The following is a 25,391-nucleotide window of genomic DNA, read 5'->3' as shown; positions in this document are numbered from 1 at the left end:
CTTGATCACGTGGATGAGTCGTTTCAACGCTTAGCCATCCACTGCCGTTTCGTTCAACTTTCGCCCCACCGCGCGGCCTTTAACCACGACCTGAATCGAGTGATGTCACTGCGACACTATTGCACTCAAAACGTTTCAAACTTGTACAAAAATAAGTTTCTGTACAATTTTATATAAAGTTCTCAATCTCATTGCCGACACGATATCTGAACGTTCAATGACGTAAAAAAACGTAATGAGCCTAATGAGCCTAATGAGCCAGCAGAGCCAGGCACTTGAGAAATGGAGGTTCTCAACCACATACCCACTACAAACTGTCCCATTCCGGGCTGTGAGAACTGTATGAATATCCTTGCTCCTGCCGTACACCTGGCTAACCGATTACGATTCCCTGTCAAATTCGGTGTGCTTGCCCTAATCGTTTTAATCCCTCTGATTCTGCTGGGTTCGCGCGTCATCCATCAGATCAACGAAAGCCTTGAGGTCACCCGTTCAGAACAGTTGGGCCAACGTTATCTAATGGACGTGACGCCGATACTGCGCTTGTCGATGATGCAGCGTGCACTGACCAATCGCTTGCTCAGCGGTGATAAAACCGGGCAAGCCGATTTATCGGCCAATCAGTCGAAGTTGGAGGACGCCTTTTCGAAACTGGCCGCCACCGACCTGCAATACAGTACGCAGTTGCAAACCGGTGACCGCGTACAGCGCCTGCATGCCGGGGCGCAGCGCTTGATCGAGCGTGCGAAGGCCAACGCCGACCAAAGCGACATGTTCGACGATTGGAACGACCAACTGACCGAGACGTTGAACTTCATGTACTACATATCAGCCACGTCGGGCATGGTATTGGATGAAGATTACGCATCGCTGTTCATGATCGACCAGAGCACCTTGAGGCTGCCAGGGCAAATCAATATCGTCGGTCAATTGCGCGGGCTGTCCAACGGGCTGCACGAGGGTGAAACCCTGAGTGCCGGTCAACGCAGCGTCATCAGGTCGATGCTCAAAAATGAGTTACTTATCCACAAAGAACTTCAGCAAAGTCTGACGCTGTTGAGTCGAAGAGAACCCGCTCTGGCCGAGGTTATTCAGGCACCGATCAACAGTGCATTCTCGGGTCTGGACGGCTTCCGGGCCGATCTCGAAGTGTTGATCGGGTCACCGAGTGACATCATCACCGGCGTGCAGAACTTGCCGGCCAAGGGCAATGCGGTCGTGGCTGACTTGTACAAGGCGCAAGACACCCTGCAAGACGCGCTGCTGAATGCACTTGAGCGCCGGGTTGAGCAAAAAATCTCGGAACGGCTCTTCATTCTGGGCATGTTTGCGGTTCTGGGCGTGTTGCTGGTGTATGTGTTCTGCGGCATCTACAGCGCGATGCGCCGCAGCGTGAACGAGGTGTTGACTGCCACTCAGCTCATTGCGCAGGGCGACCTGAGCGTGCGCGTTCAAGTCCGCGGCAAGGACGAGTTGGCCGACGTCGGCAATGGCCTTAACCATATGGTGCAAGCCTTTAGCGCCTCGCTTGTCCAGGTCGAGCGCAGTTCACAGTCGGTCTCCGATGCGGCTGACCGAATAGGCATGTCGATTGACCGGGCCAAGCGCTCGATGAGCACCCAGCAAAGCGAAACCGAACAGGTCGCCACCGCCATCAACGAAATGACCACCAGCGTGGCGGACGTGGCGCAAAACACCGAGGGTGCGGCCCATGCCGCCGAGCACGCCAGCCAGTCCTCCAGCGCCGGCCTTGCGAAGATGCAGGAAACCCGCGTCACCATCGAAGCCCTGGCGGACGAAGTGGATCGCAGCGCGCAAAAGGTCTCGGCGCTTGCGCAGCACAGTCAGCAGATCGGCGGCGTCATCGAGGTGATCCGCAACATCGCCGACCAAACTAACCTGCTGGCGTTGAACGCCGCCATTGAAGCGGCCCGCGCAGGCGAGCAGGGTCGAGGTTTCGCGGTGGTCGCCGACGAGGTCCGAACCCTCGCTTCACGGACGCAGAACTCAACCGAAGAGATCCGCCGGATTATCCAGGAGCTGCAACTGGCGACGGGTGATGCCGTCGAGCAAATGAAAGCGGGCAAGCTGCGCGCCCAGGAATGCATCGAGTCCGCCGACCAGGCCGCCACCAGCCTGGACGCCATCAACGATGGCGTTGAGCAGATCGTCGGCATGAACACCCAGATCGCCAGCGCGGCAGTTCAGCAGCACGCCGTCTCGGAAGATATCAATCGCAACGTGACCGAGATTCGTAACGGCAGTGTGGCGCTGATGGAGGGGATAGAGGACAACGCGGTGACCGCGCAAGAGCTTTCGTTGCTGGCGGGGGAGCTGCGTACGGTGGTTTCGCGTTTCAAACTGTAAGAGAGCAGATTTCGCCTGCAGGTCAGTCAAACGGCACCTACGGTTTAGGTGCCGCTTGAAGTGTCGCTGTCAGGGACTGATTCGTAGTCGGGAAGCCTGATCTTCTCTGAGTTGCGCAGGTATAAATTGGAAAATGTCTTACGAACCAGAACTCGCTCGTATGCCGCCAGCGCAGACGGTAGATTTTTCGTCCTGGACAACTCGCCCCACCGATATGTGTCCGAGCCTTTTTTCACGCCACGGCCATGCGCGTGAAAAGCGTTTCAACCATGAAGTCGATGAACACACGAAGCTTGGGGGCCAGGTGCTTGCTCGACGGCCATAGCAGCCGGAACGTGCCCTCGTGCTCGACTTGCGTTTCCAGCACGCAAACCAGTTCGCCCCGCTCAACGGGCCGCCGCACCATAAAGTCCGGTAGGCACGCAATTCCCAGGCCGGAGATGGCCACATCCATTAGCGCCGCGGTGGTGTTGCACACCATAGAGGTTGGCATCGTCCACTCAGGCGTGTCCCCGACACGCTTCAAGGGCCACGGCTCAATCTTTCCAGTAGTCGGGAACTTGTGCTGAAGGCAAGCGTGGTACGCCAGATCAGCAGGAATACTGGGCGTCCCGCGGCTCGCTAAATAGTCCGGCGAGGCAAACAGTCCCAGGTGATAGATACCGAGCTGACGCGACATGAGGCGCGAATCGGTCGGTTCGCCGGTACGGATAACGACGTCGAAACCCTCCTCTATTACGTCCACCAGACGATCTGAGAAATCAACGTCCAGTTCGATGCTCGGGTAACGGTGCATGAAGGCAGTCAGGGCGGGCATCACCAGCATTCCAACCAGCGGCAGGCTGATTCGCAGCCGGCCCTTGGGCGTTTGCTGAGTTTCGGACAGCTCCAGTTCGGCCGCCTCTACTTCGCTCAAGATGCGACGGCAGCGTTCCAGGAATAACGCACCCTCGGCGGTCAGCGTGATGCTGCGTGTACTGCGGTGGAACAAGCTCACGCCCAGTCGCTTTTCCAGTCGAGACACGCTCTTTCCTACGGCCGAGGAGGAGACGCCGAGGGTTCGCGCGGCTTCGGAAAAACTACGGGTTTCCGCTGCCTGCACGAAGAACGCTATACCGCTGAGTGTTTCCATATGATCCCATCTAAGAAAAATTGTCCGGTATGTGTGGAACACCAGCCTCATTATCTTATAACGGGATTGCCTTCAGTATGCCTGCGCATATTCAGTCTCGCTGACGCGGCATTCCGCGAGCGTTATCGAGACCTAAAAGGAAAGGCGATGGCAGATTCGACAATGTCCCTCGACAACGACACGCAAAACGCATCTCTCCCCATCTCTTCGCTGCTGGCCTTAGCGTTGGCAGGCTTTGTTACTGTCCTGACTGAAGCCTTGCCGGCAGGCCTGCTGCCTCAGATCAGCGTCAGCCTCCGAGTCTCCGAGGCGCTGGCCGGACAGCTCGTCACCCTCTATGCCATCGGCTCTCTGGCGGCAGCGATCCCCTTGACTGCCGCCACGCGGGGGATGCGCCGGCGCCCGCTGTTGCTGGCAGCCATCGCGGGTTTCGCGATCGCCAATACCGTGACCCTGTTTTCCGGCAGCTATGGGGTGACGATGGTTGCACGCTTCCTGGCGGGCGTTTCGGCCGGGCTGCTTTGGGCACTGCTGGCTGGCTATGCCGCGCGCATGGTGCCCGAACACCAGAAAGGCCGAGCGATTGCTATCGCGATGGTGGGCACGCCAATGGCGCTGTCACTCGGCGTGCCGGCCGGCACATTTCTTGGCGACCTGATAGGTTGGCGGGCTTGCTTCGGCATCATGAGCGCTCTGGCATTGGGGCTCATGCTGTGGGTGCGCATCAAGGTTCCGGACTTTGCTGGGCAGGCAGCGGGCAATAGATCGTCCCTGAGCCATGTTTTCACCCTGGCCGGCGTGCGCCCGGTGTTGTTCGTGGTCCTCGCCTTCGTGCTGGCTCACAATATTCTCTATACCTACATTGCTTCGTTCTTGGCGGCGGCAGGCATGGAAGAGCGGACAGGTTTGGTTCTGCTGGTATTCGGTGTCGCATGTCTGATGGGTATCTGCATCATCGGCGTGCTGATCGACCGCCATCTGCGCACGTTGACGCTCACCAGCACGGCCCTATTCGGCCTGGCGGCAATGGCTCTCGGCGTAGCCGCTGATGTACCTACCTTGGTTTATAGTGCGGTGGCCACCTGGGGCTTGGCCTTTGGCGGCGCGGCAACGCTGTTCCAGACCGCCCTCGCCAACACCGCGGGGGACTCGGCCGACGTGGCGCAGTCAATGCTGGTCACTGCCTGGAATGTGGCGATCGCGGCCGGCGGCATAATAGGCGGCGTGCTGCTGGATCGCCTTGGCGTAGCGGCATTCTCGCCCGCGCTGCTGGTTTTGCTGGTCGCAGCACTGATTGTTGTATGGGTAGCGAGGCGTCATGGCTTTCCTGCGTCCGCGAGATAAACTGCGCCAAATGATGAAGTACTAAGACCAATCGTTTTATGGCCAATTCTTTCCGGGGCAACCGGAAGCTATTGGCCATCAACCGCCACGAATAAACACCTACCGCTTCCCCAACAACCGCGCCAGCCCCGCCGTTATCACCACCGCCAGCAAGACCGCCAACGTGATAGACACAGGCACGCCCCATTGCACAATCGAAACCTTGAGCGTCAGGTAAAAGCCGACCACCCCGACCGCGCCAATGGCGTTGCCGCGGATGATCGCGGCCAGTTCGTGGCGCCCGCTTTGGACGTGGGCGAACACGGCAAGCGGCCAGGCGATCACCGGGATCGGCGCCAGGAGCCCGCTGATCACCGGCCCAAGCCAGGTGGCGCTTGCGGTGATGGCCAACAGCAGGAGGGTGGCCGTCAACATGCGCAACGGAATGGCCCAGTGCGGCAACGGAACGTAGGGGGCTGCGGGGGTCTGCATCTGTTTTGAAGTGGCGACGATGATCACGACAATCAGCGCAAGCGTGGCCAGGATCGACAGCACCAGCGACCCCGCCAGGCTGATCAAAAAGGCTGATGCGCCGTAAACCGCCAAGGCGGCGATGCACCCGGTCACGGCTGAGACGCGTCGGGTGGCGAGGAAGTAAAACAGGTAGGTCGCTTGAATCGCCGCCAGCCCGGCCAATGCGCCAGGCACTGCTTTCGACGCAAACTCGGGGCCTTGCTCAAGGCTGAGAAACAGCATGACCAGTGCCGAGGTGATGGGCAGTCCGGAGAGCAGTCCACCGATGGCAGTACCCCAGCGTTTGGCCGCCAACGAGATGGCCAGCATGAGCACGGGGGTGACGAGTAACTTGAGGTAGAAGACGTTCATGCAGTAATACGCCACAGTTGAAGAGGGACGGCTGCTAAACCGTCCACGCATGTGCCTATTCCATGGCCTCGGCCACGCCCTGATCCTCCCCCAGAAACCCGCCGCTCTGGTGGTGCCACAACCGCGCGTAGGTGCCGTTTTTGGCGAGCAATTCGCTGTGGGTGCCTTGTTCGATGATGCGTCCATCGTCCATGACGATGAGCCGATCCATCGCCGCAATCGTGGACAGCCGGTGGGCGATGGCGATCACGGTCTTGCCCTGCATCATTTCATCGAGGCTTTCCTGAATGGCCACTTCGACTTCTGAATCCAGCGCGCTGGTGGCCTCGTCCAGCAACAGGATCGGAGCGTTCTTGAGCATCACCCGGGCAATGGCGACGCGTTGACGCTGGCCGCCCGACAGCTTGATGCCACGCTCACCCACCAGGGTGTCGTAGCCGGAGTGGCCTTGCTTGTCGCTCAATTGGCTGATGAACCCATCGGCCTGGGCATTGGCCGCGGCGCTGCGGATTTGCGCGTCGGTGGCATCGGGTCGCCCATAGGCAATGTTGTCGCGAATGGACCGGTGCAGCAGGGAGGTGTCCTGCGTGACCATGCCGATGGCGCTGCGCAGGCTGTCCTGGGTGACGTGCGCGATGTTTTGCCCGTCGATGCGAATTTCACCCTTGTCCACGTCATAGAAGCGCAATAGCAGATTGATCAGCGTGGACTTGCCGGCCCCGGAGCGACCCACCAGCCCGATTTTTTCGCCGGGGCGGATGGTCAGGCTCAGGGCGTCGAGCACCTGGCGTTCGCCGTTGTAATTGAAGCTCACATTGTCGAAGGTCACGGCGCCGCCCTGGGTCACCAGCGCGCTGGCGTCAGGCGCATCCTGCACCTTGGGGCCTCGGGCCAGGGTCTCCATCCCATCCTGCACGGTGCCGATGTTCTCGAACAGCGAGGTCATCTGCCACATGATCCAGTGGGACATGCCATTGATGCGTAACGCCATGGCGGTAATCGCCGCCACTGCGCCGGTGCCGACTTCGCCCTGGTGCCACAGCCACAAGGCATAGCCACCCGCGCCCATGATCAATGCGACCACCAAGGCCTGGTTCACGATTTCGAACTGGCTGACCAGGCGCATCTGGCGCAAGCCGGTGATCTTGAAATCTTCCATCGCCGCGCGGGCAAAGTGGGCTTCACGCTTGGAATGGGAGAACAGTTTCACGGTGGTGATGTTGGTGTAGGCATCCGAGATACGCCCGGTCATCGATGACCGCGCGTTGGCTTGTTCCTGCCCGACTTTCCCCAGGCGCGGCACAAAATACAGCATGGCCAGACCGAACAACGCCACCCACGCAATGAAGGGCAGCATCAGCTTCCAGTCGAAGCCACCCGCCAGCGCGATGATCGCAATGAAATACACGCCGATCCCGGGTGCGATCTCGATCAGGGTGAACAGCACTTCGCGCACCGACAGCGCGGTCTGCATCACCTTGGTGGTGACCCGGCCGGAGAACTCATCGGAGAAGAACGACAGGCTCTGGCGCAGCATCAGCCGGTGGAAATCCCACCGCAGCCGCAACGGCAGATTGATCGCCAGCACCTGGTGCTGCACCATCGTGCGCAACGCAACCAGTGCAATGCTGGTCAGCAGCACCGCGCCGATGCCCCACAGCACACGGCTTTCCTGCGCAGCTGCTTCACCACCGGCCTGCCAGGTGGAGAGCAGGTCCACGACCTGCCCGAGAAACGAAAACAGCCAGGCTTCGTAAATCGACACACCGGCACTGAGCAGCGCCAGCGCCAGTATGTAACCGCGGGCACCCCGCGTGCAGGCCCAGATAAACCGTGCCAGGCCGTCGGGCGGCGGCGGTACCTCATCGGGCGGGAAGGGGTCGAGCCATTGTTCAAACGCGCGAAGCATGGTGATCTCCAAAACAATCCAGTGGGGCGATTCTGGCATTTAACGAATGTCTGGAGGGTTTTTTAGGCGGTCACGGTCAGTCGCCGTGCACCCGCGCGGTAACCCCTGACTGTCCGCCAGTGATTCGGAGCACCCTGAAACAAGAAAGCCCGCACAAGGCGGGCTTCCGGAACGGCTTTAAAACCTCAAGCCGATCACTGTTCGTTACTGGCCTCCAGTTTTTTCTGCACGACCGGGTGTTCGTCGGCAAGCGCCTTGCGAACCTCCTGCACCAGATCGGCAGACACGGCAGGCGCGTTGTTGGACCAGCCCTGACGCAGGAAGGTGGCCAGTTCGGCGACTTCCGCATCGTTCATCCGTGCCGCAAAGCCCGGCATCGGCAGGATGGACGGGGCTCTGGCGGTGGACGGCGTTTGTGCGCCGGCGAGAATCATGTGGACCAGCGCTGTCGGGTTTTCTGCGTTGATGATCGACGCACCGTCCAGACGCGGGAAGATCCGTGAAGCGCCTTCACCTTTGACGAAGTGGCAGGCGCCACAGTTGTCCAGGTACAGGCGCTCACCCAGGGTCAGGTCCTTGGCGGCGGTCAACTTGGCGGCCGTGGCGGCGCTGCGTGCAGCATCATGCGCAGGAACAGCCTTGCCGTCAGCGAGCGACTTCAGATAAACAGCCATGGCGTGCAGATCTTCATCGCTCATGTGCGAGGTGCTGTTGGCGACGACGTCGGTCATCTCGCCGGCCACCGAGGCCTTGTCGTTGCGACCCGAACCCAGGTAATCCACCAGCTCTTCCTGCGACCAGTGGCCGACACCGCGAAGGGCCGGCACTGCCCACTCATTGAGCAGGGCGCCAGTCAGGTAGTCAGGGTCTTTTTCAGTCAGCCCCTTTTCCTGCATGGTCAACGCACGAGGCGTGTGGCACGAACCGCAGTGACCCAGGCCTTGCACCAGATACGCACCGCGCGCGAGCTGCGGATCAGTACCGGCAACCGGTGACGGGGTCTGTTCAGGTGTCGGCGAGAACAGGGTGCGCCAATACGCCAGCGGCCAGCGAATCGACAACGGCCACGGAATACCGTTGGCCAGATTCGCCTGTTTGACCGGCTCCACACCTTTCATGAAATACGCGTACAGCGCTTGCGTATCGTCATCAGAGACCTTGGCATACGAGGGGAACGGCATCGCCGGATACAGCGCGCTGCCGTCATGCCCCACGCCACGGCGCACGGCCCGTTCGAAGTCGCCGTAGGTCCAGTCACCAATACCGGTGTCTTTGTCAGGCGTGATGTTGGTGGCGTAAATAGTCCCGATGGGCGACGCAATGCCACGGCCGCCGGCGAAGGCTTTGCCGTCGTGAGTGGTGTGGCACGCCACGCAATCCCCGGCGCGCGCCAGGTAAGCGCCCTTGCTGATGAGTTCAGGCGTGATGGCCTGGGTCATCTTTGCGTCGGCATCGCCCGAGCGATTGAGGAACACGCTGAGCAGCCAGGCCAACAGCGCCAGCACCACACAGATCACCAGCAACACCAGCAGCCGGGAGCGAGGTTTGGATGTCATGTTCGCGCTCCTCATGCCTGCACCAGCGGGCCAGGGTTTTTGATGTACTGCTCCACGATGGCCTTGGCCGAGAACAGGGTGAGGGCGCCGATCATCGACGTGGGGTTAGCCTGGAAGTTCTGCGGGAACGCATTGCCGCCCGGCACGAAGACGTTATGCACGTCCCAGCTCTGCAGGTAGCGGTTGAGCGCCGTGGTTTTCGGATCGTCGCCCATGACCGCGCCGCCCACGTTGTGGGTGGACACGTACTTGGTGATGTCCCAATGGGAATCCATCGCCAGGAAGCTCTCGCTGTAGCTGTCCGGGCCCAGTTCCTTGGTGATGTTCAGCACAATGTTGCGCAGGTGCTGCTGCAGCTTCAGCTCATTCTGTTTCCAGTCGAAGGTGATGCGCAGCAACGGCAGGCCCCAGGGATCCTTGTACGTCGGGTCCAGGTCCACGTAGTGACCGCGATAAGACTGGCAACTGGTGGTGATGCTGACCTTCATCGAGCGGCCATACCAATCCTGCATGCCTTCTTTCCAGCCCATGCCCCAATCTGGCGTGCCTGTCGGCAGGGACGTGCCGATCGGTGCACCGGTGGCCTGCGAACTGTGAATCTTGGCGCCGCCAATGAAACCCAGTTTTGCGCCGTCGTAGTTGCCCGGAGAGATGTCGTTGAACATCTGGCCGGTGGCGCCCGCCGTGGCGAACGGGTTGAACGCCTTGTCCTTGAAGAACAGGGTCGAACCGCCGTTGCTGAGGAAGGCGTAATTGCGGCCCACCGTGCCGGTTTCGGTGATCGGGTCATATGGCTTGCCGATGCCGGACAGCAGCATCAGGCGCACGTTGACGAACTGAAAGCCCGCCAGGATCACGATGCCGGCCGGCTGGAACACCAGATTGCCGTCAGCGTCTGCGTAGGTAACACCCTTGGCGGTCTTGCCGTCCGGGTGCAGCTCGACTTTCAAGACGTTGGCGTTGACCCGATAGGAGAAGTTCTCCAGGCGCTTGAGCGAATCCAGCACGGCCGTTTGCGGCGACGCTTTCGAGTAGTTCAGGCACGGGTATTTGCTGCAATAACCGCAGTAATTGCACGGTGCGATCTGGTTGCCGTAAGGGTTGGTCCAGGCCTGGGACACGTTCGCCGACGGGTTCGGGAACGGGTGGTAGCCCAGCCGGGTAGCGACCTCGGCAAACATCTTGGTGTTGAGCGTATCTTGCAGCGGCGGCAGCGGGAAAGCGCTGGAGCGTGGCCCTTCGAACGGGTCACCGCCGGGGATGATGCGCCCCTGCAGGTTGCCGGTGTTGCCGGACAGGCCGCAGATCTTGTCGAACTTGTCCAGGAACGGTTCGATTTCTTCCCAGGTGAAGGGGTAGTCACCGATGCGCATGTCTTCCTGCAGAATGCCGGGCGCATACGCCTGGTCCGCAAAAGTCTTGAGTTTGATATCGGTGGGCGTAGGACGAATCAATACACCCGTCCAGTGCAGCCCTGAGCCGCCGACACCGGTGCCCGGTTCGAAGGCGCCCCATTTGCGCGTCGGCAGCGCGACATCGTTGGCGGTGTGGCGAACGGTCATGGCCGCCGCCTTGGGCGTTGCCATGATCTTGTTGCGTATGCCGTAGGCGTATTGATCCGCGGGCTTTGGATAGGCGAAGTCCTTGTTGTTGCGATCTTCACCACGCTCCAGCGCGCGGACTTTCAATCCGGCCTGAGCCAGTTCGATGCTCATCAACGAGCCGGCCCAGCCGAGGCCGACGACGACTACGTCGACTTCGTCATTCGTAATATTTGCCATAAAAAACCTGATTCTCCAGACGCTGACCGGTGGGTATCAACCGCGCAGGCCGCTGATGCTGACGGGCCCGAGGGGATACTTGACGTTGTGCTGTGTCACCCATTCCACATAACTGGCGCGGGCACCGGGGAAGCCGATGGCGATCCAGGCTTTCATGCCCTTGTTGCCGCCGTAGATGGGGTCGGAGAGATAGCCTTGCTTGGTGTGGTTCAACACCTCGCCGAAAAACTGCTTGGCCTTGAGCACGTCTTCGCCCAGAGGCTTGAAGTTCACTTCACCCTTCTGCAGCTGTTTGAGCACGTCGTCTTTGGTCGCGTCGTCCAGCGCCGCGAAGTGCTTGCCATGCTTGTCCTGGCAATAGGCATCAACGCAGTGGATGCCCTTCTGGTAGATGTCCTGCGGCCGGTACGGGATCTGATACCCCATTTCCGCAGGTGCATTGACCTCGAACGGGCCTTCCAGATAGATCTCGCTGCCCAGATCGCTGGCCAGCTGCTGATCGATAAAGATCGGCACGTTGGTTTCAAGCGCGCCAGGGCCACGGCCGCCGGCAGGGATGATGCGGTCGCACGCCGCCATGATGAATGCCCATTCAGCGGCGCTGAAAAAGGTCGGTCGATACTCTTCAAGCTTCGGCGCCACCATCTCCGCCGCTTGCGCAGCGCTCAGGCCCTGTATGGCCACGCCTATCGCCGGTAACGCTATCAGCGAAGAAAGCAGAAACTTCCTTCGTGAGGTTGGTTTGTTCAACAACATGTAGAGGCCCCTTGACTACTCACAAGAAAACCCCGGACGGCGCCATTTCGGAAATCGAAAACCTCGGCGTACTGCGCAACCTGTAGCGAACGCGGATAGCGCGCAGCCGGATTCGCCTTCGATTGAAGGACGTGCACGGCGGCGTTTTCAGGTTCCGATTGGTTTCAACGCAAAGCGATGGCTGGGGTTATTCCAGCCTGTCGCGGGCGACGTAACAGGGATACGTGGCCGACGACGTACAACTCGCGAGCGTCTCAGGCGCCGGGGCGCAATCAGGAACAGGGCTGGCAGACCTCGAGGGTTGCTCTCATTGTGATTCGTTTGCATAGGCGCGGCTGCATGAACAGCGGTTCATCCAGCACAGTTTGAGGCGCGATACTTGGGTATCGTCTGCTCATCACGGGCGGGCATGCTAACAAATTTTCACAACAGGTAACAATTAACATCACGAGCCCTGTCAATGCGTTACGGTGTCGCGGCTGCATGAAGAGGAATTGGGCATTCAAACCCGATCTGTTACCTGGCTCCCGGAAATCATGATCAGTAAACGTATTAACATATTCGAATATGTTAATGTGTTGCTTTCCGACTCCAAGAGCTGCGCATAGTCATGATCGATTCAAGCCTGTTTCAACCGCTGTCATTGGGCGGCCTTACCCTCAGAAATCGCGTTGCGCTGCCGCCACTGACGCGTTCGCGCAGCAGCCAGCCGGGTGACATCCCGAATGAGCTGATGGCCACGTATTACCGTCAGCGCGCCACGGCGGGGTTTATGATAACCGAAGGCACTCAGATCGAGCCGCGTGGCCAGGGTTACGCGTGGACACCCGGGATTTACAGCCAGGAGCAAATCGAAGGCTGGAAGGCGGTGACGCAGGCTGTTCATCAGGAAGGGGGCGTGATTTTCTGCCAGCTCTGGCATGTGGGTCGTGTCTCGCACACCAGCCTGCAACCGGATAACCAGCCACCCGTAGCCCCGTCCGCTCTGCAGGCGACGGCGGTCAAAGTCTTTATCGAGACCGGGCCGGACGCGGGCGCGTTGGCGGATCCGAGCATGCCACGGGCGCTGACCACGGCCGAGGTGAAGGATCTGGTGGAGCTGTATCGGGTGGCTGCGGTGAACGCGAAGCAAGCGGGTTTCGACGGCGTGGAATTGCATTCCGCCAACGGGTATCTGCTCAATCAGTTCATCTCCGAGCACACCAACCAACGCACGGACGAATACGGCGGTTCGCTGACCAATCGTCTGCGCTTTTTGCGTGAGGTGACACAAGCCGTCATCAGTGTCTTCGGCAGCGAACGGGTGGCCGTGCGATTCGCGCCGTTGTTCGAAACCACCACCGAGGAGCGCGTGTACCTGGGGCTGGTGGAGAAAGACCCCCACGACACCTACGTTCAGGCCGCGGCAATGCTCAACGAATTGGCCATTGGTTACCTCTCCATTGCCGAAGCGGACTGGGACAACAGCCCCGACTTGCCCGAAACCTTCCGCCAGGCGCTGCGCGAGACCTTCGACAATCCCATCATGTATGCCGGGCGCTACACCGAAGAGAAAGCCAAGGCCATGCTTGCCAAGGGCTATGGCGATTTGTTCGGATTCGGTCGCACGTTCATCGCCAACCCTGACTTGCCGAACCGCTTCCAGCACGGGCTGCCCCTCAATCCTGTGAACCCGGCGACCCTTTATGGCGGCGGACGTCTGGGTTACATCGACTATCCGGCCAGCCCGGCATAAGATGCGCCCTTTAACGGCGGGGCCTGTCCCTGCCTGCTGAGGAAAAGAGTGCCCAATGACGGATTTGAACGAGACGCTCAAGGTATTGGCCAGTCCAGTCAGACGAACAGTGCTGACCTGGCTGAAAGACCCGCACACCTCGTTCGAGGGCTACACCCAGCTGTACGACTTCAGCGTCTACGGGGTGTGCGCCAGCTTGATCCAGGACAAGGCGGGCCTTGCCCAGCCTGCCACGTCGCTTTGCTTGAAGGCCTTGCATGACCTGGGGTTCGTGAAAGCGACCAAGGTCGGTAAATGGACCTACTACAAACGCGATGAAGCGCAGGTGGCCGCCGCCATGTCCGGTCTGCTGGGTGAGCTGGACGTGGACATTGCCAGGTAACAGCACCCGTCCCGATGAAAAAAATCTGGAAGCCCCACGACGCGGGATTCCAGATTTTTTTTGGCCTTCACCTTTCGGTCGACCACAGCGCGCAAACAAGAGCAACCGGTTGATCGTCAAAAAAAAGACATACGGGCGTGCGCCAATCGTCAGGTGCTCTAGCTAAACCGAAACATTGACACTATCATTGTGCCACTACTTGATTGTGTACCCAGCGGCTCCATTCTGGCCGCTGTGAGTCATCCCTCACGCTCTTCTCGCTGTCCATCCCGCTGGGGCCTCCAGGCCTATACCGCTTGAGCGGAGTGCGGACGGTGAAAACAGGATTTTCCGATGCCGCTGGTTACCGCTGACGCAACGCTTGCTCCCCGTATCCTCGTGACTGGCGGCGCCGGTTTTATTGGTTCGCACCTGGTCGATCGCTTGCTGCTGGCGGGCCACCGGGTGCGGGTGCTGGACAACTTTTCCACCGGCAAGCGCGGCAACCTGCCCAGCGAGCACCCGGCGTTGCAAGTGATGGAGGGCGATGTCGCTGATTTTGGCCAGGTGCTGGCCACCATGCAGGACTGCCAGGCGGTTGTGCATCTGGCGGCCGTGGCGTCGGTGCAAGCTTCGGTGGACGACCCGGCGGGCACCCATCAAAGCAATTTCGTCGGCACCCTGAATGTTTGCCAGGCCATGGCCCAGCTGAGTGTCAAGCGCGTGGTGTTCGCGTCCAGCGCGGCGGTGTACGGCAACAATGGCGAGGGCACCGCGATTCACGAAGACACGCCCAAGGCGCCATTGACGCCGTACGCGGCGGACAAGCTGTCGAGCGAGTATTACCTGGACTTCTACCGCCGCCAGCATGGCCTGGAGCCCGTGGTCCTGCGTTTTTTCAATATATTCGGGCCGCGCCAGGACCCGTCTTCGCCGTACTCCGGGGTCATCAGCATCTTTGCTCAGCGGGCACGGCAACACCTGCCGGTCTCGGTGTTCGGCGACGGCGAGCAGACCCGCGATTTCGTCTACGTCGGCGATCTGGTCACCGTGCTGGCGCAGGCGGTCGCGACGGTGCAGCCGCCCCTGGGGGCGATCAACGTTGGCCTGGGCCGATCAATCAGTCTCAATCAATTGATCGAGGCGCTCGGCAGCGCTGCCGGGCAGGCCATGAACGTCACTTACCTGGCGGCGCGCGAGGGTGACATTCGCCACTCCCGTGCCAATCACCAGCGCCTCCTCGACCAAGCCTGGCTGCCCGAGCCGACCGACATTCAGGTCGGCCTGGCGCGGTTGCTGGAAAGCCTCTAAGCACGCTACGGACAGCCAACATGCTCACCCATTACACCCCTCGACGTCGCCTGACTGCGCGATGGTTCACCGCCCTTGCGCTGCTTGCCAGCGCCGGTGCCCAAGCGGCTGCGCCCACCAGCGTGGCCTTCTGGTACGCGGCGAAACCTCCCTTGGCCGGCCTGGCCCACTATCAATGGGCGGTCCTTGAGCCTGGGCACTTGCAGCCGGCCGACGTGCAGACGTTGCGCGCTGCGGGCGGGACGCCGTTTGCCTATCTGTCGGTGGGGGAGCTGGCCGGCGATGCCGCGTCGCTTGAAGCCGCCGGGCTGAGCAGCGCGGCCAGTGACCAGCGTAACCACGCCTGGGGCAGCCAGGTCATGGACCTGACGGCCCCGGCCTGGCGCACTTATTTGTTCAACCGCGCCCAGCGTTATCAGGACCAGGGCTATGCCGGGCTGTTTCTCGACACGCTGGACAGCTTTCAGCTGCAACCGGCGGCCCGGCGCGAGGAGCAGCGCCAGGCGCTGATCAGCTGGATACAGGCGCTGCACAGCCGTTTCCCGGATTTGAAACTGATCTTCAACCGCGGCTTCGAGGTCCTGCCAGCACTGCCCGGTGTCGCGGCGGCCATCGCCGTCGAGTCGATCCACGCGGGCTGGGACGCCGGTCGCCAGCAGTATCGCCCGGTGCCACCCGAGGACCGCGACTGGCTGATGGCCAAGCTCGCGCCCTACAAAGCGCAGGGCGTCCCCTTGATTGCGATTGAATACCTGCCTCCCGAGCAGGGCCCTCAAGCCCGTGAACTGAGTCGGCGCTTGTGCCGTGAAGGGTTCATTGCCGTGGTCAGCACCCCACAGTTCAACCATCTGGACCTCGATGAGGTGCAGCTTCGTGCCAACGCCCTCTGCCAATAGCAAAACCCGTCTGCTCAATCCGTGGGCGGTGCTGGTGGTGACTGGCGCACTGGGCGGCCTGCTGTGGTTCACGTTCCAGGACGAAAAGGTGTTTGCCCCTGGCGACCGCGAGCCGGACCAGGTGTCGCTTAACTACGCCCAGCTGTTGCTGAACGCCCACCCCGGCGACGATGAGCTGCGCCTGCGCCTGGTCGAGCAGTTGCTGACGTTGGGTGACTATGCCGCCGCGCGCAGTCATGTCCAGGCCTGGCCGCAGCCGGAGCCGGCCGTGCAAGCCTATTACCTGGCCCGCATCGACGCGCTGTCGCTGGCCCCCGGTGCCGATCCGTTACCTGTCCTGACGCGCCTGGATGCTTTGGACATCAGCCGTCTTTCGCCGCCGCAGCTGGCCAGTCTGGCGCAGGTCCAGTTGCAAAGGGCCTCGCCGGGGAGTGCGGCGACCACCTACGCACACTTGGCCCAGCGTGATCCTGCGCAACGGCCGCAGTGGTTGGCCAGCCAGGCCCAGTGGGCGGTGGCGGCGGGGGACCCGGCCCAGGCGGCGGACGTGTATGCGGCGCTGGTTCAGTCCAGCGCCGATCCGGCCCAGGCCCGCGACTACCTGCAACAAGCGTTTGCCCAGTATGTGGCGGCCGATCAGGGGGAGCGCGGGGTGACGCTGCTGCGCGCACACCTGGCGCTGCTGGATGCCACTGACATCGGGCTGCTGGAGCAAGGCGTCGCCGTGGCCATCGCACACCAGCACTACGACAGCGCCCAGGCGTTGCTCGATCACTGGCGCAGCGTGCAGCCGGACAACCCGGCGCTTGCGCTCAAGGTATTCGAACTGCACCTGGCGGCAAACGACCTGCCCGGCGCCTGGGCCAGTGGCCAGGCGCTGGTCGCCGCGCAGCCGGATGACATGGCGCTGCTGCGTCGGGTCGCCGAGGTCGGGGAATGGGTCGGCGCCAAGGCCGAGGCCCTGCGTTTGTGGCTGGCCTTGTGGCAACGCACAGGCGATGAACACAGCCGCGAGCAAGCCTGGCGCCTGGCCTTGCTGCTCGATGATAACGCGCAGGCGATCAGCCTCCTGGCACCGATCAGCACCGCGCGGCCCTTGAGCGCGGACGAGATGAACGGCTTGCTTTACGGCTATGCCCGCGCGCAACAACCGGGCGAGGCCGAGCGCTGGCTGCGTGATTATCTGCGCCGTTACCCCACACAGCGTGAGGCGTGGCAGGCATTACTCGCCAATCTTCAAGCGCGCACACTCGACAGCGCCCAGGCCGACGTCTGGGCGCAGATCCAGCAGCGCTTTGGCCTGACCCCGGCGCAGCGCGTGGCTTGGGCCGATGCTCACCTGCGCGGCAATAATCCCCAGGGTGCCTGGACCGCGTTGCAGACCGACCCCCACGCCATCGACGACCGGCGCTTTTGGCGCAGCCGCGCCAGCGTGGCCTGGGCGCTGGGTGATCGTGAGCACCTGCGTGAGGCGCTGGAGCGACTGCTGGCGCTGGACGGCCGATTGCCGGCGGGTGATCGCAGCGTGCTGGTGGATGATTACCGTCAGCGCGACCCTGCCCGTGCATTGCAGCTGGCGCTTGACGGTTGGCGCCAGGCACCTGCCCGGGACAGCCTGCTGCTGGCCTTGCAAGTGACCCTTGAACAGCGCGACTGGCAGCAACTTCGCCAACTGCTGGATGAGGCGGATCAGCACCGGGAACTGCCGCTGCAGCTGCAGTACGTTTTGGCTCGCGGTGCCCTGGCGAGCCACGACGGTCGCCCGGACGACGCCGCCCGCGTGTACCGCGAAGGACTCGTCGCATTTCCCGAGAACAGCCTGCTGCGTGAACAGTTGCTCTGGGTGTACTTGGATCAGCGCAACCTCGCCGAACTGGCACCGCGGGTGGCCGAATGGCGCGAAGCGGCCTTGGCCGATCCGCTGCTCTGGCTGCCGATGGCCAGTGCCCAAAGCGCCCTCGGCAACCTGCCCGCTGCCCTGGCCTGGTACCGTCGCGCCGCGCGCCAGCAGCCAAAGAATTGGCTGGCCCAGGCTGCCTACGCCGACGCACTGGACGCCGCCGGTTATCAGGACACGGCCTGGCGCTGGCGCCGGACCCTGTTGCGGACCCCGCCCAAGCTTGATCGCCAATGCACCAGTTGTCTGCAAACCTGGCTGCGGCTGCTGGCCAACGGCGTGTCGCCGGTGAGGGCGGAGCGTCAGGCCTGGCAATGGCAGGACGGCTCGCCGGCGATGCTGCAACTGTGGTTCGACCAGCAACTGGCCAGTCTGGCGGCCAGTGGTGCGGGCAGTTCGCGGGACGAGTGGCTGACCTGGGCGCGGCAAAGCGGGCTCAAGGTCGACCCCGGTGAGGGTCTGCAACAGGCGATCCGTGGCGCCGTGCAAAGCGAATTGGAACCGCTGCTGGCGCGCGCCGATTTGCCGGCCGGGCAGCGCGCCGACATGCTCGCCCGACTCGGTCGCCCCGGTGCGGCGCGGCAGGTCAACGCCGAGGCCTGGGCCCTGGCGGGAAGCGATCAGGCGGCGGATGCCTTGCGCGAACAGGCTGTGCAACTGGAAGCGGCGCACCCCCAGGGCGCGCAACTGGGCTGGAAGCGTCAGGACTTCGGTGGCCTGCGCATCGACGGCGCGGTGGCGCGGGTCGGCCTGCTGTTCGGCGAACAAAGTTATGCCGACGTGACGCTCAGCGAAGGGCGTTATCAAAGCGACCAGCTGCTGTCCGGGCGGTTGGGTCAGGAACACAACCTGCTGGCGACCCTGGAGCATGGCGTCGACGATGGACGTTACGCCCTGATCCTCGACGCAAGCCTGCGCGATGACCATGACCGCACGGGCCTGGGCCTGGCCCGAACCTGGCTGCTCGCGCCGGGCCAGCAGTTGGAAGCGGGGCTGGACTGGCATCGGCAGAGCGAAGAAACCGGCCTGATGCGCACCTTCGGCCAGCGTGACCAGCTGTACGCCGGCGGCCGCCACGCCATCACCGCCCGTGACGAGCTGAGCTGGCGGGTCGGCCAGAAGCATTTCAGTACCCGTGAAGGCGACAGCCTCGGCAACGGACAGGCCGTCAGCGTGGTGCTCAACCATGTGCTGGAACAGGCCTCACCCCACTGGGCGGTGCGCACCGGCGTCGATTACCAACGCAACCAATTGTCCGGTCGCACGCTGGATGGCCTGAGCAGCCGTGACGGTGGCGCGCTGGATGTGGATTCGTATACCACGGCGATCCCCGGCGTTGTTACGCCTCAGGATTTGCTCCAGGCGCGATACGGCCAGGTGTTCGTCGGCAGTACCTGGCGGCGTGGCAGTCCCGGCGCGCTGGCCCGTACCCAGCCGGGCTTCAGCTGGCTGCTGGACACCAATGCCGGCTGGCAGTGGGAAGACCAGACCTTCAACTACGGCGTCGCCGGCGGTGTCGGCGTCGGCGTGCTGGGCGGTGACGAACTGGCGCTGAAACTGGGTTACCAGTCGGCGCCCCAAGGGGCCGATGGCAAGGCCGGCGGTGTGCTCAACATCAGTTACAGCGTGCGTCTGGGCGACTGACCCAGCCCCCATTTCGGAGAATTTCTATGCGATCCACAACCTGCTTGACCCTGGCCCTTGCCACCGCGCTGACCCTTGGCGGTTGCGCCAGCCACACCGGCAACCCCAGCCCGGAGCTGGCGCGCAACGCCCATTGGGGCCTGCTGCCCATGAGCAATTACTCGCAGACCCCGCAGGCGGGAGAGCGCAGTGAGCACATCCTGCTGAGCGTGTTGAGTAAGGACGGCGTGCACCCACTGGTCTACACCGCGCCGGGCGATACCGATCCGGCACTGCTCAGCGACAACGATCGCCAGGCCGGTTCCCTGCAATGGGCCAAGGCCAACAAGCTCGATTACCTGATCACCGGCAGTGTCGAGGAATGGCGCTACAAAAGCGGCCTGGACGCCGAGCCTGCGGTCGGTCTGAGCCTGCGCGTGCTCGACGCCGCCACCGGCCGGGTGCTGTGGAGCACCAGCGGCGCGCGGGCCGGTTGGTCGCGTGAAAGCCTGGCCGGGGCCAGCCAGAAAGTGCTCAATCAACTGGTTGGGGAGCTGCGCCTGAAATGAGGATCACCAACGCCGCGCACCTGGATTTTCGTCTGGCGCCCAGCGCCAGCGGTCCCGGTTCCTGGGTAGAAGCGGTGGTGCTGGCAGCGCTGGTGATCGGCCTCGGGCTCTGGCTTGCACCGGCCGACCCGCTGCAGGTGACTGCGCCGTTCCCGTGGCTCGCACTGTCGCCGCTGCTGATCGGCCTGCGCTACGGTTTTACCCGCGCGCTGGTCAACGGTTGCCTGATCGTGATCGCGTACCTGGTGCTGCATCAGCGCGGGCCGCTCTATGCGCACCTTTCACCGGGCTGGATCGTCGGCGTGCTGGTGGGCGGCATGCTCGCCGGCGAGGTCCGCGACCTGTGGGAACGACGCTTGCAGCGCTTGCAGATGGCCAACGAATACCGCCAGTACCGGCTGGACGAGTTCACCCGCGCGCACCAGATTCTGCGTGTGTCCCACGATCGCCTGGAACAGCGCGTGGCCGGCAGTGACGAAAGCCTGCGTGGATCGTTGCTGGGCCTGCGCGACCGCTTGCGGCGGCTGCCGGGCGATCACGATGCCTTGAGCGGGCTTGCCGAATCCATGCTGACCCTGCTCGGGCAATATGGCTCGCTGCAAACCGCCGGGGTCTACCGGGTCGAGGGCGGGGTTTTGCAGCCGCAGCCGGTAGCGACCGTCGGGCAAATGGGCGCGCTGGCCGCCAGCGATGCGCTGGTCGAGCTGTGCCTGGGCCGTGGCGAACTGGTCAGCGTGCGCGAAACCCTGGTCGAGAACGGTCAGGGACAGCACTTCTCAAGCCTCCAGCTCTGTGTGCCGCTGATCGATACCCAAGGGCAGACGCTGGCCTTGCTCGCCGTGCGCGACATGCAGTTTTTCGCGTTCCATGACCGCACCTTCAGCGTCCTCGCGTTGCTCTGCGGGCACATCGCCGACCTGCTGCACGCCGACCCCCAGGCGTTGCAACTGGTGTGCGCCGACGCCCAGCATTTCAGCGCACAGTTGCGCCGCTCGCTGGCCGATGTCAGGCAGCACGGGCTCTCGGCCACCCTGTACGCGTTTGAAATCAATGAGGCCGACACCGAACTGGCGCGGCTGTTCGACATGAGCCGGCGTGGATTGGACCTGCACCTGGCGCTGCCCAACAACCGTGGCCATCGCTGTCTGCTGGTGCTGTTGCCCTTGACCAGCAGCGATGCCGCCCTTGGCTATATCCAGCGACTGGAAGGCTTGCTGCAACGGCATTTCGCCAATTATCAGGGCATGGACACCCTGGGCGTTCAGGTTCTTCAGTACAGCCTGGACGCTGCCCCGGAACGAACGGGTTTGCGCAATTTCCTGCATAACGAGTGTGGCTTGAATGATCAGCAAATTACTGTTTAGCCTGGCCTTGGCGCTGGAGGCGGGCAGTTGGGTGAGCCTGGCCCAGGCCACCGGCGACGGGCAAATGCTCGGCGCTTACCTGGCTTTTCATGCCCCCGCCTGCATCGTGCTGGCTGCGGCGATGTGGCGTGTGCTGCCCGCTCATTACCGGGCGCCGCTGCCGTGGAGCCCGCTGTTTTTCTTCAGCCTGGCGTTTTTCGTGCCGCTGCTGGGGATGGTCGGGGTGCTGATCGCCTTGTTCCCGGCCCTGTACCTGCCCGGCACCCGCGACCGCACGTTGCCGGCTTGGCGTGCCCTGCCAATGCCGACGCTGCCGTTCAAGGCGCAAGAAGCGCTGGGCATGGCCACCTTCGCTGACGGTGGCCTGGAGGATGTGCTGCGACACGCCGACGACCCGGACCGCCGCCTGCAAGCGCTGCTGGCAACCCGCCGCATGCCGGTGCGCGACGCCATCCCGATTCTCAAGCTGGCCTTGGCCGACCCCAGTGACGACGTGCGCTTGCTCGCTTATTCAATGCTGGACGGCCAGGAGAGCCAGATCAATCTGCGCATCGAGCAGACCCTGGCCCAATTGACGCTGACCTTGCCCGGCGCTGCCGGCGCGCTGCACGCCACCCTCGCCGAATGGTATTGGGAACTGGGCTACCTGGGGCTGGCTCAGGGCAGCGTGCTGGAGCATGTGTTGGGGCAGGCCGCCGAGCATGCGCGGCACGGCATCGGCGCTGGCGAAGGCAGCCCGTTGATGCTGCTGGCCGGGCGCATTGCCCTGTTGCAAGGTGACCTGGACGCTGCGCAAGGTTATCTGCAACAGGCGGCCGCCGGCGGCATGACGGCGGCGACACTGGCGCCCTTCCAGGCTGAGCTGGCGTTTCGCGGCGGGCGCTACGACCAGGTCGCTGGCCTGCTGGCCGGGCTGGGCGCGGAGCAGTTGAGCCGACCACCCTTTGCTGCGCTGGCGAGGTGCTGGGCATGAGTGCGCCTGCGCCGATCACCGCCGATGTCTGCCTGCTGCTCGAAGGCACCTGGCCCTACGTGCGCGGCGGGGTGTCCGGCTGGGTCCACCAGATGATCCTCGGCCTGCCGGAAGTCACCTTCAACGTGCTGTTTATCGGCGGCCAGCGGCAGGCCTATGGCGAGCGCCGCTACGACATTCCGCCCAACGTGTTGCGCATCGACGAAGTGTTCCTTGAAGACGCCTGGCTGGAAACCCCGGCCAAGCGCAAGCAGGCCAAGGTCAAGCAAGCGGACATGGACATGTTGTACCGCTACTTCAACCACCCGGACCTGCCACCGGCCGGTCTTGGCGAGCAATGGCTGGACGCCGTCGCCAGCGGTCGGCTGACCCTGGAAGCCGTCCGTAACAGCCGCGCCAGCTGGACGTCGGCCAGCGAGGGCTACCTGGCCCATTGTGAAGACCCGTCCTTCGTCAGTTATTTCTGGACCGTGCGCGCCATGCAGGCGCCGTTGCTGCTGCTCGCCGAGGCCGCCCGGCAACTGCCGAGGGCGCGCATGGTGCACACCGTTTCGACGGGCTACGCAGGCCTTGTCTCCACCATCCTCACCCAGCTGTGGGGCTGCCGCAGCGTACTCAGCGAGCACGGCATCTACACCAAGGAACGCAAGATCGACCTGGCCCAGGCCAGCTGGATCGCGGAAAGCTCGGACCAGGCGCTGAACGTCGCTTTGGCCAGCGGCCACAGTTATATCCGCACGTTGTGGATCCGTTTTTTCGAGCGCATCGGCACCCTGGTCTACGACCACACCGACCACATCATCGCCTTGTACGAGGGCAATCGGCAGCGGCAGATCCTGGACGGCGCCAACCCGGCGCGGGCGAAGCTGATCCCCAACGGTATCGCCCTGCCTCAGTGGACCGCCGCGCTGCAACAAAGGGCGCCGGGCATTGCCCCGGTGGTCGGGCTGATCGGCCGCGTCGTGCCGATCAAGGACGTCAAAACCTACCTGCGCGCCTTGCGCGGTGTGATCAATGCACGCCCGGACGTGCAGGGCTGGATCGTCGGCCCGGAGGACGAGGACCCGCAATACGTCGCCGAATGCCGCAGCCTGGTGGTCAGTCTCGGACTGGAAGGCAAGGTGTTGTTTCGCGGTTTCCAGCGCATCCAGGACATCCTGCCGCAACTGGGCCTGATGGTGCTGACGTCGATCAGCGAGGCCCAGCCGCTGGTGATCCTCGAAGCGTGGGCCGCCGGTACGCCGGTGGTCAGCAGCGACGTCGGTTCCTGCCGGGAGATGATCGAAGGCGTCACCGCCGAAGACCGCGACCTGGGCCTGGCGGGAGAAGTGGTGCCCATCGCTGACCCGCAGGCCACGGCCAGCGCCATTCTCGCGCTGCTGGGTGACTCGCCCCGTTGGCATCAGGCCCAGGCCGCCGGGCTGGCCCGGGTCAGCCGCTATTACACCGAAGCGTTGATGCTCGAACAGTATCGGCAGCTCTATCACGCTGCCATGGAGAACCGTTGAATGGCCGGTATCGGGTTTGAACTGCGCCGGATCCTGGCGCGCGACACCTACACCTCAACCCTGCAGGCCTACCTGTACGCGGGGGTAATCAGCTCCGGGCCGTGGGTGCTGTCGATCATCAGCGTGATGCTGGTGGGTGTGCTCAGCACCACGGCGCTGCTGCCCGAATTGATGGTCCGGCAGTTTCTGATCACGGTGACCTACCTGATGGCCAGCACACTGATCCTCACCGGCGGCCTGCAGCTGTTCTTCACCCGTTTCGTCTCCGACCGGCTGTTCGAGAAGCGCTACGCCGACATCCTGCCCAACCTGCTGGGCATCCTGCTGTTGGTGACCTTGGGGTCGGGCGTGCTGGGCATCGTGCTGCTGGCGACGGTGTTCGATCAACCGCTGATGTACCGGCTGCTGGTACTGGCCAACTTCGTGGTGCTGTGCAACCTGTGGCTGGTGATCATTTTCCTGTCCGGCATGAAGGCTTATCACCGCATTTTGCTGGTGATGGTGATCGGTTACAGCCTGCTGCTGGTCAGCGCGTGGCTGCTGCAGGGATTGGGTATTACCGGTTTGCTGTTGGCGCTGCTGGTGGGGCACAGCAGCCTGCTGTTCATGTTTCTCTACGACATCCTGCGCGAGTACCAAGGCGACCGGCTGATTGCCTTCGACTTCCTTGACCGCCGGCAGATTTTCATCAGCCTGTTCTTCACCGGGCTGCTGTACAACCTGGGCGTCTGGGTCGACAAGTTCATCTTCTGGTACAGCCCCGGGACCTCCCAGGCGGTAATCGGGCCGCTGCGCGCGTCGATGCTGTACGACCTGCCGATCTTTCTCGCTTATCTGGCGATCATCCCCGGCATGGCGGTGTTTCTGGTGAGGATCGAAACCGACTTCGCCGAGTGGTACGAGCGGCTGTTCGCCGCCATTCGCGGCGGCGAAACCCTGCAGCACATCGGTCAGCTGAAAAACGAAATGATCCTGTCGATCCGCCAGGGTCTGCTGGAAATCTGCAAGGTGCAGGGCGTGACCGTGGTCCTGCTGTACCTGTTCGCGCCGAGCCTGCTGGACTGGCTGGGTATCTCCAGCTACTACTTGCCGCTGTTCTACATCGACTTGGTCGGGGTCAGTTTGCAGGTGGTGTACATGGCGCTGCTGAACGTGTTTTTCTACCTCGACAAGCGCGCCATCGTGTTGCAGCTGTGTGGGTTATTTCTGCTGCTCAACACTGTCCTGACCACCTTGACCCTGTACCTGAGCCCCAGCTTTTTCGGCTATGGGTTTACCTTGTCGCTGCTGGTGTGTGTGCTGGTCGGGCTGTACCGGTTGAGCAGCACCCTGGATGACCTGGAATTCGACACCTTCATGGGCCGTCGCTGAGCCCCCGGCCTGCGTCGTGGCCTTCAGCGTCCGGAGGGCTCGGCCGGCAGATGAAACCCATGCCGTGATCGTCT

Annotated in this window: 18 protein-coding genes; 12 read left to right on the top strand and 6 right to left on the bottom strand. The window is 62.6% G+C overall.

Features of this window, described 5'->3' with window-relative positions:
- Positions 1–405: 405 nt before the first annotated feature.
- Positions 406–2,367 (top strand): methyl-accepting chemotaxis protein, encoded by a 1,962-nt coding sequence (locus ABQX22_RS00715; RefSeq protein ID WP_349795509.1) that lies wholly within the window; start codon positions 406–408, stop codon positions 2,365–2,367.
- Positions 2,368–2,599: 232 nt separating this feature from the next.
- Here the strand turns inward: ABQX22_RS00715 and ABQX22_RS00710 are convergent, their stop codons facing one another.
- A complete protein-coding gene (locus ABQX22_RS00710) occupies positions 2,600–3,499 on the bottom strand; it encodes a LysR family transcriptional regulator (protein WP_349795507.1) in 900 nt (299 codons plus the stop codon).
- 147 nt (positions 3,500–3,646) lie between these two features.
- On the opposite strand from ABQX22_RS00710, the gene ABQX22_RS00705 reads away from it, so the two are divergent.
- A complete protein-coding gene (locus tag ABQX22_RS00705) occupies positions 3,647–4,843 on the top strand; it encodes an MFS transporter (RefSeq protein ID WP_349795505.1) in 1,197 nt (398 codons plus the stop codon).
- 99 nt (positions 4,844–4,942) lie between these two features.
- On the opposite strand, the gene ABQX22_RS00700 is transcribed toward ABQX22_RS00705, so the two are convergent.
- From ABQX22_RS00700 to ABQX22_RS00680, 5 genes are all read right to left on the bottom strand, one after another.
- Positions 4,943–5,758, bottom strand: a complete 816-nt coding sequence (locus ABQX22_RS00700; protein WP_349795503.1) for a hypothetical protein — start codon at positions 5,756–5,758, stop codon at positions 4,943–4,945.
- A gap of 4 nt (positions 5,759–5,762) precedes the next feature.
- A complete protein-coding gene (locus ABQX22_RS00695; protein ID WP_349795501.1) occupies positions 5,763–7,616 on the bottom strand; it encodes an ABC transporter ATP-binding protein in 1,854 nt (617 codons plus the stop codon).
- 194 nt (positions 7,617–7,810) lie between these two features.
- The gene (locus ABQX22_RS00690; protein WP_349795499.1) at positions 7,811–9,172 is read right to left on the bottom strand and encodes a c-type cytochrome; all 1,362 of its coding nucleotides are present in this window, start codon (positions 9,170–9,172) and stop codon (positions 7,811–7,813) included.
- Between the two features lie 11 nt (positions 9,173–9,183).
- A complete protein-coding gene (locus ABQX22_RS00685; protein WP_349795497.1) occupies positions 9,184–10,953 on the bottom strand; it encodes a GMC family oxidoreductase in 1,770 nt (589 codons plus the stop codon).
- 36 nt (positions 10,954–10,989) lie between these two features.
- Positions 10,990–11,637 carry a gluconate 2-dehydrogenase subunit 3 family protein gene (locus ABQX22_RS00680; protein WP_349795495.1) on the bottom strand — a complete coding sequence of 216 codons (648 nt, stop codon included), beginning with the start codon at positions 11,635–11,637 and terminating at the stop codon, positions 10,990–10,992.
- 682 nt (positions 11,638–12,319) lie between these two features.
- On the opposite strand from ABQX22_RS00680, the gene ABQX22_RS00675 reads away from it, so the two are divergent.
- The 10 genes from ABQX22_RS00675 to pelG all read left to right on the top strand — a co-directional run bounded on the left by ABQX22_RS00675 (position 12,320) and on the right by pelG (position 25,317).
- Positions 12,320–13,444, top strand: a complete 1,125-nt coding sequence (locus ABQX22_RS00675) for an alkene reductase (protein WP_349795493.1) — start codon at positions 12,320–12,322, stop codon at positions 13,442–13,444.
- A 55-nt stretch (positions 13,445–13,499) separates the two neighbouring features.
- Positions 13,500–13,826, top strand: a complete 327-nt coding sequence (locus ABQX22_RS00670) for an ArsR/SmtB family transcription factor (protein ID WP_349795491.1) — start codon at positions 13,500–13,502, stop codon at positions 13,824–13,826.
- A gap of 333 nt (positions 13,827–14,159) precedes the next feature.
- A complete protein-coding gene (locus tag ABQX22_RS00665; RefSeq protein WP_349795490.1) occupies positions 14,160–15,116 on the top strand; it encodes an NAD-dependent epimerase/dehydratase family protein in 957 nt (318 codons plus the stop codon).
- A 20-nt stretch (positions 15,117–15,136) separates the two neighbouring features.
- Entirely contained in the window at positions 15,137–16,012 is an 876-nt protein-coding gene (locus ABQX22_RS00660; protein WP_349795488.1) for an endo alpha-1,4 polygalactosaminidase, read from the top strand.
- Entirely contained in the window at positions 15,990–19,553 is a 3,564-nt protein-coding gene (locus ABQX22_RS00655; protein WP_349795486.1) for a tetratricopeptide repeat protein, read from the top strand. Before ABQX22_RS00660 ends, ABQX22_RS00655 begins: the two co-directional genes overlap by 23 nt.
- A gap of 26 nt (positions 19,554–19,579) precedes the next feature.
- On the top strand, positions 19,580–20,101 hold the full coding sequence (locus ABQX22_RS00650; protein WP_349795484.1) for a hypothetical protein: 522 nt from the start codon (positions 19,580–19,582) through the stop codon (positions 20,099–20,101).
- A complete protein-coding gene (locus ABQX22_RS00645) occupies positions 20,098–21,465 on the top strand; it encodes a PelD GGDEF domain-containing protein (protein WP_349795482.1) in 1,368 nt (455 codons plus the stop codon). Before ABQX22_RS00650 ends, ABQX22_RS00645 begins: the two co-directional genes overlap by 4 nt.
- On the top strand, positions 21,443–22,438 hold the full coding sequence (locus ABQX22_RS00640) for a hypothetical protein (protein ID WP_349795480.1): 996 nt from the start codon (positions 21,443–21,445) through the stop codon (positions 22,436–22,438). The genes ABQX22_RS00645 and ABQX22_RS00640 overlap by 23 nt, the downstream gene beginning before the upstream one ends.
- On the top strand, positions 22,435–23,946 hold the full coding sequence (gene pelF, locus ABQX22_RS00635) for a GT4 family glycosyltransferase PelF (protein ID WP_349795478.1): 1,512 nt from the start codon (positions 22,435–22,437) through the stop codon (positions 23,944–23,946). The genes ABQX22_RS00640 and pelF overlap by 4 nt, the downstream gene beginning before the upstream one ends.
- Positions 23,947–25,317, top strand: coding sequence for an exopolysaccharide Pel transporter PelG (gene pelG, locus ABQX22_RS00630; RefSeq protein ID WP_349795476.1), 1,371 nt, complete (start codon positions 23,947–23,949; stop codon positions 25,315–25,317).
- Positions 25,318–25,391 lie beyond the last annotated feature (74 nt).

This window comes from Xanthomonas sp. WHRI 1810A (assembly GCF_040202885.1).
Lineage (GTDB): Bacteria > Pseudomonadota > Gammaproteobacteria > Pseudomonadales > Pseudomonadaceae > Aquipseudomonas.
The sequence above is the reverse complement of the archived record's forward strand: the minus strand, read 5'-3'. Positions and strand labels throughout refer to the sequence as shown.